General features: G+C 65.1%; 14 protein-coding genes. 10 read left to right on the plus strand and 4 right to left on the minus strand.

The window, feature by feature from the left end:
- Window positions 1–46: 46 nt before the first annotated feature.
- The 3 genes from topA to tldD all read right to left on the minus strand — a co-directional run bounded on the left by topA (window position 47) and on the right by tldD (window position 5481).
- Complete coding sequence (gene topA, locus KAK09_RS03850; RefSeq protein ID WP_210877531.1) at window positions 47–2704, minus strand: type I DNA topoisomerase; 2658 nt, start codon at window positions 2702–2704, stop codon at window positions 47–49.
- Window positions 2705–2797: 93 nt separating this feature from the next.
- Window positions 2798–3934 (minus strand): DNA-processing protein DprA, encoded by a 1137-nt coding sequence (gene dprA, locus KAK09_RS03855; protein WP_210877532.1) that lies wholly within the window; start codon window positions 3932–3934, stop codon window positions 2798–2800.
- 125 nt (window positions 3935–4059) lie between these two features.
- The gene (gene tldD / locus KAK09_RS03860; RefSeq protein ID WP_210877533.1) at window positions 4060–5481 is read right to left on the minus strand and encodes a metalloprotease TldD; all 1422 of its coding nucleotides are present in this window, start codon (window positions 5479–5481) and stop codon (window positions 4060–4062) included.
- A 200-nt stretch (window positions 5482–5681) separates the two neighbouring features.
- On the opposite strand from tldD, the gene coxB reads away from it, so the two are divergent.
- The 10 genes from coxB to KAK09_RS03910 all read left to right on the plus strand — a co-directional run bounded on the left by coxB (window position 5682) and on the right by KAK09_RS03910 (window position 14022).
- Complete coding sequence (coxB, locus tag KAK09_RS03865; protein ID WP_210877534.1) at window positions 5682–6557, plus strand: cytochrome c oxidase subunit II; 876 nt, start codon at window positions 5682–5684, stop codon at window positions 6555–6557.
- Window positions 6558–6622: 65 nt separating this feature from the next.
- The gene (gene cyoE, locus KAK09_RS03870; RefSeq protein WP_210877535.1) at window positions 6623–7570 is read left to right on the plus strand and encodes a heme o synthase; all 948 of its coding nucleotides are present in this window, start codon (window positions 6623–6625) and stop codon (window positions 7568–7570) included.
- Complete coding sequence (locus tag KAK09_RS03875) at window positions 7567–7734, plus strand: hypothetical protein (RefSeq protein WP_210877536.1); 168 nt, start codon at window positions 7567–7569, stop codon at window positions 7732–7734. The genes cyoE and KAK09_RS03875 overlap by 4 nt, the downstream gene beginning before the upstream one ends.
- Window positions 7735–7738: 4 nt before the next feature.
- Complete coding sequence (locus tag KAK09_RS03880; RefSeq protein ID WP_210877537.1) at window positions 7739–8314, plus strand: cytochrome c oxidase assembly protein; 576 nt, start codon at window positions 7739–7741, stop codon at window positions 8312–8314.
- 25 nt (window positions 8315–8339) lie between these two features.
- The gene (locus tag KAK09_RS03885; protein WP_210877538.1) at window positions 8340–9140 is read left to right on the plus strand and encodes a cytochrome c oxidase subunit 3; all 801 of its coding nucleotides are present in this window, start codon (window positions 8340–8342) and stop codon (window positions 9138–9140) included.
- 102 nt (window positions 9141–9242) lie between these two features.
- Window positions 9243–9926 carry an SURF1 family protein gene (locus tag KAK09_RS03890; RefSeq protein ID WP_210877539.1) on the plus strand — a complete coding sequence of 228 codons (684 nt, stop codon included), beginning with the start codon at window positions 9243–9245 and terminating at the stop codon, window positions 9924–9926.
- Complete coding sequence (gene thrC / locus KAK09_RS03895) at window positions 9923–11311, plus strand: threonine synthase (protein ID WP_210877540.1); 1389 nt, start codon at window positions 9923–9925, stop codon at window positions 11309–11311. The genes KAK09_RS03890 and thrC overlap by 4 nt, the downstream gene beginning before the upstream one ends.
- The gene (locus KAK09_RS03900; protein WP_210877541.1) at window positions 11308–12570 is read left to right on the plus strand and encodes a M16 family metallopeptidase; all 1263 of its coding nucleotides are present in this window, start codon (window positions 11308–11310) and stop codon (window positions 12568–12570) included. Before thrC ends, KAK09_RS03900 begins: the two co-directional genes overlap by 4 nt.
- Entirely contained in the window at window positions 12570–13157 is a 588-nt protein-coding gene (locus KAK09_RS03905) for a GNAT family N-acetyltransferase (RefSeq protein ID WP_210877542.1), read from the plus strand. The genes KAK09_RS03900 and KAK09_RS03905 overlap by 1 nt, the downstream gene beginning before the upstream one ends.
- Window positions 13158–13206: 49 nt before the next feature.
- The gene (locus KAK09_RS03910) at window positions 13207–14022 is read left to right on the plus strand and encodes an MBL fold metallo-hydrolase (protein ID WP_210877543.1); all 816 of its coding nucleotides are present in this window, start codon (window positions 13207–13209) and stop codon (window positions 14020–14022) included.
- A 3-nt stretch (window positions 14023–14025) separates the two neighbouring features.
- Here KAK09_RS03910 and KAK09_RS03915 read toward each other — a convergent pair whose 3' ends face one another.
- Window positions 14026–14634: a peptidoglycan-binding domain-containing protein gene (locus KAK09_RS03915; protein ID WP_336244418.1), complete on the minus strand. Its 609-nt coding sequence runs from the start codon at window positions 14632–14634 to the stop codon at window positions 14026–14028.
- Between the last annotated feature and the right edge of the window lie 9 nt (window positions 14635–14643).

Raw genomic sequence — 14643 nt, forward strand, 5'->3', positions numbered from 1 at the left:
CGACGCGGTTTACGGATTACTACGTAAGGCGCGCGGCCCACGCGGCTCAGCCGGCCTTCTTGCGGGCGGCGGGCTTGGCCGCGCTCTTCTTCGCGGCCGTTTTTTTCGGCGCGGCCTTCTTGGGGGCGGCCGATTTTCTGCCGCCCTTGGCCGCCTTGGTCGCGATGAGCTCCAGCGCCGCCTCCATGGTAAGCGCCTCGGGCGTGGTCTCCTTTGGCAGGGTCGCGTTGACCTTGCCCCACTTCACATAAGGTCCGTAGCGCCCGTCCAGGACCTGCACCGGGCCGCCCTCGGGATGCTCGCCCAGATCGCGCAGCGCCTTGGCCGCCGCGCGCCCGCGCCCGCCGGGATTGGCGCGCTTCTCGGCAAGGATCTCCACCGCGCGGTTCATGCCGATCTCGAACACGTCCGCCGGATCCTTGAGATTGGCATAGACGGGTTTGGCCTCGTCGGGCAACTGGTGCATGAGGTAAGGGCCGAAGCGGCCGAAATTGGCCTTGATCGCGCCGCCCTCGGGATGGATGCCCACCTCGCGCGGCAGGCTCAGGAGTGTCAGCGCCTTCTCGAGCGTCATCGTCTCGGCCGTCCAGCCCTTGGGCAGGCTGGCGCGGTCGGGCTTGGGATTGTCCTCGGTGGCGTCGCCGCGCTGAACGTAAGGGCCGAAGCGCCCCGAACGCAGCGAGATCTCGTTGCCCGCGTCGTCCTCGCCCAGGATTCGGTCGCCGTTCTCACCCGCATCGCCGCCGATGGGGCGGGTATAGCGGCATTCGGGGTAGTTGCCACAGCCCACGAACCCCCCCGAGCGCGAGGTTTTCAGGTGCAATTGCCCGGTGCCGCAGAGCGGGCATTGGCGCGGGTCGCTGCCATCCTCGCGGGGGGGGTAGAGCGTGGGGGCAAGGGCCGCGTCTAGCACGTCGAGCACTTCGGTGATGCGCAATTCCGAGGTTTCGGCAATCGCGGCGGAGAAATCGCGCCAGAACCGTGCCAGAATTTCCTTGTAATCGGCTTCGCCCGCGCTCACGCGGTCGAGATCCTCTTCCAGATTGGCGGTGAACTCGTAACCCACATATTTGCGGAAGAAATTGATCAGAAAGACCGTGACGATGCGGCCCTTGTCCTCGGGGAAAAGGCGGTTCTGTTCCTTGCGGACATATTCGCGGTCCTGGATCGTGCCCAGAACGCTGGCATAGGTGGAGGGGCGGCCGATCCCCAGCTCCTCCATTTTCTTGACCAGTGTCGCCTCGGTATAGCGCGGCGGCGGCTGGGTGAAATGTTGGAGACCCAGCACTGACTCATTTTGCGAGAGCATCGCGGCGGGGCTGTCCTTGCCGTCCTGTGCCTTGGCAAATTCGGCACGCAGCGAGGATCTGGCGAAATCCGCCTTGTCGCCCTGCATGATCTGCGGCAGGCGGCGGTCCTCCTCGTCGGCCACATCGTCGCGACCCTCCTCATAGACCTTGAGGAAACCGTCAAACAGCATCACCTGCCCCGTGGCGCGCAAGCCCACCTGCCCGTCGGCGCTGCCGATATCGACGGTGGTGCGTTCCAGCCGCGCCGCCTCCATCTGGCAGGCCAGTGTGCGCTTCCAGATCAGGTCATAGAGGCGACGCTGGTCGGTATCGGTGAGCTTCAGCTTTGCTGCGTCGCGTGTCATGTCGGTGGGGCGGATGCACTCATGCGCCTCTTGTGCATTTTTCGCCTTGTTCTTGTACATGCGCGGCGACTTCGGAAGATACGCCTCGCCAAAACGGTCGCGGATTTCGTCGCGCGCGGCCATCACCGCTTCCGGGGCCATGTCGATGCCGTCGGTGCGCATATAGGTGATGTGCCCGGCCTCGTAGAGCCGTTGCGCGGCGGACATGCACTGCTTGGCGCCCATGCCGAACTTGCGGCTCGCCTCCTGTTGCAGGGTCGAGGTCATGAAGGGCGCGGAGGGATTGCGCGTGGCCGGCTTGGCCTCGACGCCCGTGACGGCAAGCGCGCGGGAGGCCACGGCCTGCACGGCCAGTTCTGCCTGGGTCGCGTTCTCGAGGTCGTATTTGTCGAGCTTCTTTCCGGCAAGCATGACCAGCCGCGCCTCGAAGTCCTGCCCGCGCGGCGTGGTGAGCAGCGCCTTGACCGACCAGTACTCGCGGGCTCTGAACGCCTCGATCTCCATCTCGCGCTCGACGATGAGGCGCAGGCAGACCGATTGCACACGCCCCGCCGAGCGCGCGCCGGGCAGCTTGCGCCAGAGCACGGGGCTGAGGTTGAAGCCCACCAGATAATCGAGTGCACGGCGCGCGAGATAGGCCTCGACGAGCGGGGCGTCGATGTCGCGCGGGGTCTTCATCGCTTCGGTGACGGCGGATTTGGTGATGGCGTTGAACACCACGCGGCGCACGGTGGTGTCCTTGCGGATCGCCTTGCGTTTGCGCAGCGTCTCTTCAAGATGCCAGCTGATCGCCTCGCCCTCGCGGTCGGGGTCGGTGGCGAGGATAAGCGCGTTGTCGTCCTTGAGCGCGGCGGCGATGGCGTTGACATGCTTGCGGCTCTCGGCGCCCACCTCCCAGGTCATGTCGAAACCGTTCTCGGGATCAACCGAGCCATCCTTGGGCGGCAGGTCGCGGACATGGCCGTAGCTTGCCAGAACCGTGTAACCGTCGCCCAGGTACTTGTTGATCGTCTTGGCTTTGGCGGGCGATTCGACAACGACGACGGGCATGGACACTCCTTCCGGCTTTGCGGGCCGCTTATGGCGGCGCAGCATGTGGGCTGGCAAGGGGAATTGTCAATGTGACGTGGGACGGCCGGCGGATCAGACCGAGAGCGAGACCAGCCCGCCGGGATGGCGGGTTATGCGTCCATCCAGTTCGAGCGCGACAAGAATCGGCGCCACCGCTTGCGCCGGTGTGGCGAGATCGCGGATGAGCTGATCCTCGGCCAGCGGCGAGGGGCCGAGGCGGGCAAGGATCTCGCCGTGAAGCGGGGTGGTCTCACGCAGGGTGCGAGATGGCGTCCTGAGGTCGGGCAGGGGAATCCCGGCCTGACCGGCGGCCTCTTCCCGGGGCAGCGCCTCGATCACGTCGGCTGCGTTGCGCACCAGCGCGGCCCCGTCGCGAATGAGCATGTTGCAGCCCGAGGCGCGCGCGTCGAGCGGGTGGCCCGGCACGGCGAGCACCTCGCGCCCCTGATCGAGCGCGGTGCGCGCGGTGATGAGCGAGCCGGATCTGGCCGCCGCCTCGACAACGATCACCGCGCGCGCCAGTCCGCTGATGAGACGGTTGCGGGTCGGAAAGTGGCGCGCCTGCGGGACAAGACCCACGGGCTGTTCCGAGACGCGCAGGCCGGCGGCGAGCATGTCCTGCGCCAGCCGCGCATTTTCAGCCGGATAGATCACATCGATCCCGCCTGCCATGACGGCGAGCGTGCCCGCATCAAGACTGGCCATATGTGCGGCCGTGTCGATCCCCCGCGCAAGGCCCGAGACGATGGCAAAGCCCGTCTCTGACAGCTCCGCCGCCAGCGATCTGGCCATGCGCAGCCCCAGAGAAGAGGCGTTGCGCGCGCCGACGAGGGCGATCATGGGGCGGGTGAGCGCGGCCATTTCTCCCATGACCCAGAGCAGAGGGGGGGCGTCTGGCAGGTCGTGTAGCGCCGCCGGATAGGCCGCATCGGCGCAGGTAAGCATCCGGGCCCCGGCCTTGTGCGCGGCGCGCAACTCGGCGATGGCCACGCCTTCGGGGCAGGGTGTGTAATCGGTCACGCCTGCGGCGCGGGCGACCTCGGGCAGGGCGTCGAGCGCCGCCGCCACGGAGCCATGCTCGGACACAAGCCGGTGAAACGTCGCCGGGCCGACCCGGCGCGAGCGCAAGAGACGAAGCCACGAAACCCGCTCATCTTCCGTGGTGGGTGGGAGTGGGGGGTGAGTGGAAGGATGTGTAACCTTGGGCATCCGTGACCTCGCCTGCTTGCAAGCACAGGAATAGCGCGCGTCTGGTTAACGAGCGGTAAACCACAATGTGCCGAGGCGAGATTTTTCGGCGAAAAATCTCAAGCCACTGATAAAAGTCGAATCTTTTATGTCGCCGAGCCGCCCACGGTGAGGCCGCCGATCAGCACCGTGGGCTGGCCCACCCCAACCGGCACCCATTGCCCCTGCTTGCCGCAATTTCCCATGCCGGGATCAAGCGCCATGTCATTGCCGAGGCCGCGAATCTTCTGGAGCGCGGTGGCCCCGTCGCCGATCAACGTGGCGCCCTTGACCGCGCGCCCCACCTTGCCGTCCTTAACCCGATACGCCTCGGTGCAGGAGAACACGAACTTGCCGTTGGTGATGTCCACCTGCCCGCCGCCAAAGCCTACGGCATAGAGGCCGTCCTTCACTTCGGCCACCAGATCGCCGGGGGTGGCATCGCCGCCCAGCATGTAGGTATTGGTCATGCGCGGCATGGGGGCGTGGGCATAGCTTTCGCGCCGCCCGTTGCCGGTGGGTGCGACCCCCATCAGGCGGGCGTTCTGGCGGTCCTGCATGAAGCCCACAAGGATGCCGTCCTCAATGAGGATATTGCGGGCCGAGGGCGTGCCCTCGTCGTCGATGGTGAGGCTGCCGCGCCGGTCGGGGATCGTGCCGTCGTCGAGGACGGTGACGCCGGGGGCGGCGATTCGGCTCCCCATGAGCCCGGCAAAGGCCGAACTTCCCTTGCGGTTGAAATCGCCCTCGAGCCCGTGGCCGATGGCCTCGTGCAGCAGGATGCCGGGCCAACCGGGGCCAAGCACCACGTCCATCACGCCCGCGGGCGCGTCCTCGGCGGTGAGATTGACGAGGGCCACCCGCAGCGCCTCGCGCAACCTGGCCTGCCAGTCGGCGGGGGCGATCAGCCCGTCAAGCCCGATGCGCCCGCCACCCCCGGCGCTGCCCTGTTCACGGCGGCCGTTCTCCTCGACGATGACCGAGACATTCACGCGCGTCATGGGGCGGGTGTCGCTGAGTTCCTGACCATCGGGACGCAGGATCACCACCTCCTGTAGCGAGGCCGCGAGCGAGGCTGTGACCTGCACTACGCGGGGGTCGAGCGCACGGGCGAAGGCGTCGATCTCGCGCAGGGTCTCGATCTTGACGGGAAAGGCCGCCCCGGCGATCGGGTCGGCATCTGTATAAAGGCGACGATTGGTGGGGACGGGCCCCGCTGCCAGGCTGCCGCCGCCGGCGCCCACGGCAAGACGCGCGGTTTCGACGGCGCGTTTGAGTGCCGCCTCTGTCACCTCGGAGGAATGGGCATATCCCGTCACCTCGCCGCGCACGGCGCGCAGGCCAAAGCCCTCGGAGGCGTCGTAGGAGGCGGTTTTCAGGCGTCCGTCATCGAACATCAGACCCTCGGCGCGGCGGCGTTCAAAGAAGAGTTCGCCATCATCCGCGCCCAGCGTCGCCGTGCGCAGTTGTGCCAGCGCCGCAGCGCGGTCGATCAGCGTCTCGAAAGGGCGAAACGGGCTGTCGGTCATGGGACGGCTCCTTGGGGTCATGGGCGGGCTGGGTTGGGCGCCATTTGATCCAGATCAAAAAAGCGTCCCTTTGCCGCAACACGCGTTCTTGTGATGAGTGTGATAGTATGGTTTTAAACGGGACCGAGACAACGGGATTCCACGGCAACCGTACGGTCCCGACGCGAAGACACGAACCGTTCAAACGATCAGGGTGCACAATGCGACTTATTCCCAGCCTTCTGGCCGCTCTGGCCGCCCTCGTAGCCCTTCCCGCCGCCGCGCAGGAAATCATCGGCGCGCCGATTCAGGGCGGCATCGGATTTCAGCCCGCGGCGACCGAGCTTGCGCGCGATCTGCAATGGCTGGATGGGGTGATCAACGTGATCATCATCGCCATCGTGATCTTCGTGACGGCGCTGATGGCCTATGCGGCGGTCAAATATGTCCGCCGCGCCAACCCGAACCCGGCGAAATTCACCCACAATACCCCGATCGAGATCGCCTGGACGATCGTGCCGATCCTGATCCTTGTCTTCATCGGCGCCAACTCTCTGCCGATCCTTTTCAAGCAGCAGGAGATCCCCGAGGGCGAAATCAACATCAAGGTGACGGGCTATCAGTGGTATTGGGGCTATGAATATACCGACCACGATTTCGAGTTCGACAGCTACATGATCGGTGCGCCGGCAACCGGCGGCGACAACCGTCTGACGCCAGAGGTGGAGCAGCAGTTGATCGACGCAGGCTATAGCCGCGACGAATTCCTGCTCGCCACCGATACCGCCGTGGTCGTGCCAGTGAACAAGGTCGTGGTGATGACCGTGACCGCCGCAGATGTGATCCACAGCTGGACCATCCCCGCCTTCGGCGTTAAGCAGGACGGGGTGCCGGGGCGTCTGGCGCAACTCTGGTTCAAGGCCGAGAAAGAGGGCATCTATTTCGGCCAGTGCTCGGAACTGTGCGGGCAGGCCCATGCCTATATGCCCATCACCGTCAAGGTGGTGAGCGAGGCCGAGTATCAGGAGTGGCTTGACGGGGCCATCGAGGAGTATGCCGGCACGCCGCGCGCGCGTCAGGTGGCTTTGGCAGACTGACAAGGCGGGCCGGGTGCGCCCCGGCTCTTTCCCCGCCCCGAGAAAACGGATCAAAGACCCAGACCATGAGCGACGCAAGCCTTCACAGCGCCAGCACCAGCCAACCCGGCGAAGCGGGGTTCGGTGATTTCTTTGCCCTGCTGAAACCGCGGGTAATGACGCTTGTGGTGTTCACGGCGCTGGTGGGGCTTCTGGCCGCGCCCGTGGCCGTGCATCCGGTGGTGGGCCTTGCCGCGATCCTGTTCATCGCCGTGGGCGGTGGCGCATCGGGTGCACTTAACATGTGGTGGGAATCCGACATCGACGCCGTGATGAAGCGCACCGCACGCCGCCCCATCCCGGCCGGAAAAGTCACGCGCGACGAGGCGTTTGCCTTTGGAATCACGCTGGCGGTCATGTCGGTGGTCATGTTGTGGCTGGCCACGAACGCCCTGGCGGCGGGGCTGCTGGCCTTCACGATCTTCTTCTATGTGGTGATCTATACCATAGGCCTGAAACGCTGGACGCCGCAGAACATCGTCATCGGCGGTGCTGCCGGGGCGTTCCCTCCGATGATCGGCTGGGCTGCTGCCACGGGCACGATCAGCATCGAATCGGTGCTGATGTTCGCTCTCATCTTCCTTTGGACACCGCCGCATTTCTGGGCGCTGGCGCTGTTCATGCGGGGCGATTACGACAAGGCGGGTGTGCCGATGCTGACCGTCACCCATGGCCGTCGCGCCACGCGTGTGCATATCCTGGCCTATACGGTGATCCTTGCGGTGATGGCGGTGGGTGCCGGTTTCACGCAGATCGGCGGGCCGGTCTATCTGGCGGTGGCGCTGGTGTTCAACGCGCTGTTCCTGCGCGACGCGGTGGCGATCTGGCGGCGAAACGAGAGAATGGCAGAGGCCGACAACTACCGCGTGGAGAAGCGGGCGTTCCGCTTGTCGCTGTGGTATCTCTTTGCGCATTTCACCGCGATTCTCGCCGAAGCGGCGCTGCGTGGCATTGGCATGGTGGCATGGGCATGAGCTTTCGCGAGGAACATGAGCTTCACAAGCGGCGCTTCGGGCGCAACCTGGGCCTCGGGATCGTGCTGGCGGGGTTCGTGGCGCTGGTCTTCGGCTTGACCATCGCCAAGGTCTCTAACGAGAATTTCACCCTGCCACAAACCACGCAGCAGGGAGGGAACTGAGGGCATGAATCGCAACCTGAAAACCCTGAGCCAGCTTGTGGGCGTTGTGGTGCTCATGGGGGGGCTGGCCTGGGCCTCGGTGCCCTTTTACGACTGGTTCTGCCGGGTCACCGGCTTTGGCGGAGTGACGGGCGTCGCTGAGGCGGGCAGCAATGAGGTGCTCGATCAGACCATCAAGGTGCGCTTTGACGCGAGCCGCGCGCGCGGCATGCCGTGGGAGTTCAAGCCCATGGCGCGCCAGATGGAAATCCGCATCGGCGAAACGGGGCTGGCCTTCTACGAGGCCTACAACCCCACCGATCGGCCCGTGGCCGGATCGGCGAGCTACAACGTGACGCCCTATGAGGCAGGCGGTTTCTTTACCAAGATCGACTGCTTCTGCTTCACCGAACAGGTGCTGCAACCGGGTGAACGGGTGCAGATGCCCGTTACGTTCTATGTGGACCCCGCGATCGTCACGGACCGCGAGGGGCAATATGTCCACACGATCACGCTTTCCTATACGTTCCACGAGATCGCCCTGCCCGAGAGCCATGCGGCCCTTGCGCAGGACGCAAAAACCAACACAAAGCTGAACTGAGCCTTCGACGAGGGAACCTGAAAAGATGGCACACACCAAGAACCACGACTACCATATCCTGCCGCCCTCCATCTGGCCGCTGCTGGGCGCGCTGGGTGGCTTCGTCATGCTTTTCGGGGCGGTGCTCTGGTTCCATGACAAGGGCCCGTGGATGTTCCTCGCCGGCCTGGTGGGGGTGCTTTATGTGATGTTCGGCTGGTGGGCCGATGTGGTCCATGAAGGGCAGACCGGCGATCACACGCCCGTCGTGCGGATCGGGCTGCGCTATGGCTTCATCATGTTCATCATGTCCGAGGTGATGTTCTTTGCCGCCTGGTTCTGGAGCTTTTTCAAGCACGCCATGTATCCGATGGGGGATCTTTCGCCCATGGTCGATGGCATCTGGCCGCCCGCAGGCATCGAGACCTTCGATCCCTGGCACCTGCCGCTGATCAACACGCTGATCCTGTTGTGTTCAGGCTGTGCCGCCACCTGGGCGCACCATGCGCTGGTGCATGAGAACAACCGTCAGGACATGAAGTGGGGTCTGATCCTTGCCATCGCGCTTGGCGTGATCTTCACCGGATTTCAGGCCTATGAATACAGCCACGCGGCCTTCGGCTTCTCGGGCAATATCTACGGGGCCAACTTCTTCATGGCGACGGGCTTTCACGGCGCGCATGTGATCATCGGCACGATATTCCTGTTTGTCTGCCTGATGCGTACACTCAAGGGGCATTTCACGCCCGAGCAACATGTGGGCTTCGAGGCGGCGGCGTGGTACTGGCATTTCGTCGATGTCGTCTGGCTGTTCCTCTTCGCGGCGATCTACGTCTGGGGAAGCTGACCGGGGCGCGCCAGCGGCCCGATGCCAGCGGCGCGAGTATTTTTGGCAAGATGAAGATGCGGGGGGTTTTCCTTCCCCGCATTTTCCTTTTGAAGGCGGGACATGCGACAGGGCGTTCTGATCCCCTTGATTTTTGGCATCGCCGGCGTGGCGGTGCTGGTTGGCTTGGGCAAATGGCAAGTAGAGCGGCTGGCGTGGAAAGAGGGTGTGCTGGCCGATATTGCCGCGCATATCAGCGCGGAGCCAGTGGACCTGCCCGAGGCGGTAGAGCCGGAGAGGGATCGCTATCTGCCGGTCGCGGTGACGGGGCGGATTGGCGACGCGGGCCTGCGGGTGCTGGTCAGCCAGAAACAGGTGGGCGCGGGATACCGGGTGATTTCCGCGCTGGAAACGGACGGTCGGCGGGTGCTGTTGGATCGGGGCTTCGTCAAGGTGAGCGCCGATATTCCGGCCCCGCCTGCGGGTGAGATCACCGTGACCGGCAATCTGCACTGGCCTGATGAGCGGCTGAGTTCGACGCCCGAGAACGATGTGGGGGGCAATATGTGGTTTGCCCGCGACATCGCGCAAATGGCTGACGTGCTGGGGACCGAGCCGGTGCTGGTGGTGGCGCGGGCGCTGTCGGTGCCGGAAGTGGGGGTGTCGCCCCTGCCGGTCAACACGGGCGGTATTCCCAACGACCACCTGAGTTACGCGATCACATGGTTTTCGCTGGCCGCGATTTGGGCCGCGATGACGGGGGTTTTCATCTGGCGCATGCGGCAGGCAGAGAGGGGCAAGACGTGAAATACATCTCGACACGGGGCCGCGCGCCCAGCTTGAGTTTTGAAGAGGCGATGCTGACGGGGTTGGCGCGCGATGGCGGGCTTTACCTGCCCGAGAGCATTCCGCAGATGAGCCATGCGGATATTCGCGCGCTGGAGGGCGTGAGCTATGAGGAGGCTGCGTTCCGGGTGATGCGGCCGTTCATTGGCGATGCCTTTACCGACGCTGAATTTCGCGGGATCATCGAACGGGCCTATGCGGGGTTTGGCCATGCGGCGCGGGCACCGCTCAAGCAGTTGGCACCGGGGCATTTCCTGCTGGAGCTGTTCCACGGGCCGACGCTGGCGTTCAAGGATTTCGCCATGCAGTTGATCGGGCAGATGTTCGAGTTTTCGCTCAAACGCTCTGGCAAACGGGTGAGCATTGTGGGCGCGACAAGCGGCGATACCGGATCAGCAGCGATTGAGGCGTTTCGGGGTTTGGATGCGGTGGATGTGTTCATCCTCTATCCGCATGGCCGCGTGTCAGAGGTGCAGCGGCGGCAGATGACGACGCCGGTCGAGGGCAATGTGCATGCGCTGGCGATTGACGGGCATTTCGATGATGCCCAAGCGCGCGTCAAGGATATGTTCAACGATTTCGAGTTCCGTGACGGGGTGCGGCTGGCCGGGGTCAACAGCATCAACTGGGCGCGGGTTCTGGCGCAGGTGGTGTATTATTTCACCTCTGCGGTGAGCCTTGGCGCGCCGGATCGCAAGGTGAGTTTCACCGTGCCCACGGGCAATTTCGGCGATGTGTTCGCGGGCTATATCGCCAAGCGGATGGGCCTGCCGATTGAGCGGCTGGTGGTGGCGACCAATCAGAACGATATTCTGCACCGCTGTCTAAGCACGGGCGCGTATCGCCCCGATGGCGTGGCCCCGTCGATCAGCCCGTCGATGGATATTCAGGTGTCCTCGAATTTCGAGCGGGCGCTCTATTATGCCTATGGGCAGGATGGCGGTGCCGTGGCGCAGGAGATGGAGGCGTTGAAGGCCGGTGGCTTTACCGTCAGCCAGGGCGCGCTGGAGGCGTTGCGCGAGACATTCGATAGCGGGCGCTGTGACGAGGATCAGACCCGCGCCGCGATCCGGGAGACATGGGCCGCGAGCGGTGAATTGCTCTGTCCGCATAGTGCCGTGGGGGTGCATGTGGCAGAGGCCGAGCGCCGCGCGGGCGTGCCGATGATCACGCTGGCCACCGCCCATCCGGCCAAGTTCCCGGCGGCGGTGGAAGAGGCGAGCGGTATTCACCCCCCCTTGCCCGAGCGTATGGCGGACCTGTATGAGCGGCAGGAGCGCGTGACGCGCATCGCCAATGACCTTGCCGCCATCGAAACCCTGATCAAGGAACGGATCGCCCATTGACCGTCAATCTCACTACCCTGTCCAACGGATTCCGCATCGTATCGGAGACCATGCCGGGGCTGCAATCGGCGGCTGTCGGCATCTGGGTTCTGGCGGGCGCGCGCCATGAAGAGGCGCAGCAAAACGGCATCGCGCATTTTCTCGAACACATGGCGTTCAAGGGCACGGCGCGGCGCTCGGCCTTGCAGATTGCCGAGGCGATCGAGGATGTGGGCGGTTATATCAACGCCTATACCAGCCGCGAGGTGACGGCCTATTACGCGCGTATTCTCAAGGACGATGTGCCGCTTGCCGTTGATGTGCTGGCCGATATCCTGCGCAACCCGGCCTTTGACGCGCGCGAGATCGAGGTGGAGCGGGGTGTGATCCTGCAGGAGATCGGGCAGGCGCTTGATACGCCGGACGATATCATCTTCGACTGGTTGCAGGAGCGCGCCTATCCCGATCACCCGCTCGGCCGCACGATCCTTGGCCCCGAAGAGCGGGTGCGCGCCTTCGCACGGCCCGATCTGGAGGGGTTCGTGGACCGCCATTACCGGCCCGGCCAGATGGTGCTGTCTGCCGCAGGCGCGGTGGATCACGGCGCTCTGGTGCGGCTCGCCGAGGAGATGTTCGGCGACATGGTGCCGGCACCATCCGCCGTGCCGCCGCGCGCACGGTTCGAAGGCGGTGAGATACGGCGCGAGAAGGCGCTGGAGCAGGCGCATTTCGCGCTGGCGTTCGAATCGCCCGATTATGCCCATGACGATATCCACGCGGCGCAGATCTATGCCTCGGCGCTGGGTGGCTCGATGTCCTCGCGGCTTTTCCAGGAGGTGCGTGAGCGGCGCGGCCTTTGCTACACGATCTTCGCGCAGGCGGGTGCCTATGCGGATACGGGGATGATGACGATCTATGCGGGCACCTCGGCCGAGCAGATGGCAGAGCTTGCTCATGTCACCATCGACGAGATGAAGCGCGCCGCCGATGACATGAGCGCGGCGGAGGTCGAGCGCGCGCGCGCGCAGATGAAGGCGGGGCTGCTGATGGGGCTGGAAAGCCCGTCGAGCCGTGCCGAGCGGCTGGCGCGGATGTTGCAGATCTGGGGCCGGGTGCCGGAACTGAGCGAGGTGGTGGAGCGGATCGACGCGGTGACGCTTGCCGATGTGTGCCGGGTTGCCGAGACCACGGTGGCGCGCGCGCCCTCGGCGCTGGCTCTTTACGGGCCGGTCGCGAGTGCGCCCGATCTGGCGCAGCTTGACGCGAGGCGCGTTGCCTGATGCTGCTTTTGCCACGCCGCAAGCTCAGGATCGAGACCGAGCGTCTCACCCTGCGCCCTCCGGTGATGGCTGATTTCCGCGACTGGAGCGGGCTGCGTGGCGAGAGCGCGGATTTCCTGACGCCCTGGGAGCCCGCCTGGGCCACCGATCACCTCTCGCGCAAGGGGTTTTCCAACCGGGTCTGGTGGGCGCAGAGGTCGATTGCGGGCGGCAGTGCGCTGCCGCTTTTCCTCATCCGACGCGGAGACCGCACACTTCTGGGGGCGATCACGCTCGACAATATCCGGCGCGGACCATCGCAGGCGGGCACGCTTGGTTACTGGATCGGGCAGCGCCACGCCCGGCAGGGCTATATGCGCGAGGCCATCGCGGGCGTGGTCCATCACGCCTATGAGCGGCTTGATCTGAGCCGGTTGGAGGCGGCCTGCCTGCCGGAGAACCATGCCTCGCGGGGGCTTCTGGAAAGTTGCGGCTTCAAGTATGAGGGGGTGGCGCAGAGCTATCTTCAGATCAACGGGCGCTGGCGCACGCATGTCCTTTACGCCGCCTTGCGTGCCGACCGGCGGGGGCGGACCGAGGCGGGCTGACGGCATGGCAATTCGTGCTATCCTCTTTTCTGACCAGAGGAGGCGCGCCATGATCCGACTTGCCCTTGCCCTTATCCTGTTGGCCGCGCCCGTGCCGGCGCAGGAGCGTCGCCCGAGCCATTGCATCGCCGTGGCGGAGAATACGCCGGGGGTGGAATATCTGCACAAGGCCGGGTTCCGCGATCCGCTGCCCGATTTCACCGCCCGTATGCGGTATATCTCGCATTCCAGCTTTCTTATTCAGGCGGGGGGGTATTCGGCGATCACCGATTACGCCGGGTTCATCGGCACGGTGGATTTCGTGCCCGACATCGTCACCATGAACCACGCCCATTCCACCCATTTCACCCCCAACCCCGACCCGGCGATCCCCCATGTGCTGCGCGGCTGGGGGCGGTTCGGCGAGGGGGTCGAACATCATCTCGATCTGGGTGCGATGCTGGTGCGCAATGTGCCGACAGACATCCGGCTGGGCGAGACCGGGCGCGAACCGAACGGAAACTCGATCTTCGTTTTCGAGACCGAGGGGCTGTGCATCGCCCATCTGGGCCATCTGCATCACGAACCGACCGATGAACAATATGCCGCAATCGGCCGGATGGATGTGGTGATGGTGCCGGTCGATGGCGGGTTCACCATGGCGGTGGATAGCATGATCGACGTGATGCGCCGGGTGAAGGCGAGCGTCATCCTGCCGATGCACTGGTTCAGCGATGCAACGCTGGAGCGGTTCCTGCGCGGCATGGAGGGAGAATTCGCGATCCTGCGCCCCGGCGTTAGCGAGATCGAGGTATCGCTGCGGACCTTGCCGGAAAGGCCGACCATTGTCGTTCTGCGCCCGGCATGGCTGCGCGACAACGAATAGGTGTCACCTCGGGCGCGGCACCGCGACAAGACCGAGGGCGCGCGCGGTTTCGAGCGCGAGAATGTCGCTGTCAAGACCGTGTGCGGCCTGATGGCGCCGTATGGCGGCGCGGGTGCGCGGATCGAGCGCGCCGGTCACGGGGCCGCGATAGATGCCGCGCGCGGCAAGGGCCCGCTGAACCGAGGCGATGAACGTGGGGGTCATGATGTCGGGGCAGGGGGTTTCGATCCAGGTCACGCGACGCTCCGAGACGATGGCCTGGCGTGTCTCGGTAGCATAGCGGGCAGGCAAAAGCACGTGGCCAGCGGCATCGGTGACGGCGGGGGTCTCCTCGACCTGTTCGGTCACGGTTTCGATCACGGCGGGCGTCACCTGCTTGCCCCAGCAGGTGCCAGGGGCGGCGCCGGGCGGCGTTTCGGCCAGATCGGCGGGGGCCGTGGCCGTGAACGTCTGTGGTTGACAGGCGGCCAGCGTCAGCACGGCAAAGGTGAAAATGAGGCGGCTGGGCATGGGCGCGTCGGTCCGGGTGATCGATACGCGGACGGTAGGGGCAAGGGCACGCGCCAGCAAGCGCCGAGAGCGCGGATCGCCGCGAAACGGCCATTTCGTCATGACGGCCAG

This window comes from Roseovarius autotrophicus (assembly GCF_018069895.1).
Classification (GTDB): domain Bacteria; phylum Pseudomonadota; class Alphaproteobacteria; order Rhodobacterales; family Rhodobacteraceae; genus Roseovarius; species Roseovarius autotrophicus.

What these genes read in the sequence shown, in the direction of transcription:
- KAK09_RS03915 (WP_336244418.1), bottom strand. Translation starts at nt 14,634, where the DNA reads ATGACGAAATGGCCGTTTCGCGGCGATCCGCGCTCTCGGCGCTTGCTG.
- KAK09_RS03885 (WP_210877538.1), top strand. Translation starts at nt 8,340, where the DNA reads ATGGCACACACCAAGAACCACGACTACCATATCCTGCCGCCCTCCATC.
- tldD (WP_210877533.1), bottom strand. Translation starts at nt 5,481, where the DNA reads ATGACCGACAGCCCGTTTCGCCCTTTCGAGACGCTGATCGACCGCGCT.
- KAK09_RS03910 (WP_210877543.1), top strand. Translation starts at nt 13,207, where the DNA reads ATGATCCGACTTGCCCTTGCCCTTATCCTGTTGGCCGCGCCCGTGCCG.
- KAK09_RS03905 (WP_210877542.1), top strand. Translation starts at nt 12,570, where the DNA reads ATGCTGCTTTTGCCACGCCGCAAGCTCAGGATCGAGACCGAGCGTCTC.
- KAK09_RS03875 (WP_210877536.1), top strand. Translation starts at nt 7,567, where the DNA reads ATGAGCTTTCGCGAGGAACATGAGCTTCACAAGCGGCGCTTCGGGCGC.
- coxB (WP_210877534.1), top strand. Translation starts at nt 5,682, where the DNA reads ATGCGACTTATTCCCAGCCTTCTGGCCGCTCTGGCCGCCCTCGTAGCC.
- cyoE (WP_210877535.1), top strand. Translation starts at nt 6,623, where the DNA reads ATGAGCGACGCAAGCCTTCACAGCGCCAGCACCAGCCAACCCGGCGAA.
- KAK09_RS03890 (WP_210877539.1), top strand. Translation starts at nt 9,243, where the DNA reads ATGCGACAGGGCGTTCTGATCCCCTTGATTTTTGGCATCGCCGGCGTG.
- KAK09_RS03880 (WP_210877537.1), top strand. Translation starts at nt 7,739, where the DNA reads ATGAATCGCAACCTGAAAACCCTGAGCCAGCTTGTGGGCGTTGTGGTG.
- topA (WP_210877531.1), bottom strand. Translation starts at nt 2,704, where the DNA reads ATGCCCGTCGTCGTTGTCGAATCGCCCGCCAAAGCCAAGACGATCAAC.
- dprA (WP_210877532.1), bottom strand. Translation starts at nt 3,934, where the DNA reads ATGCCCAAGGTTACACATCCTTCCACTCACCCCCCACTCCCACCCACC.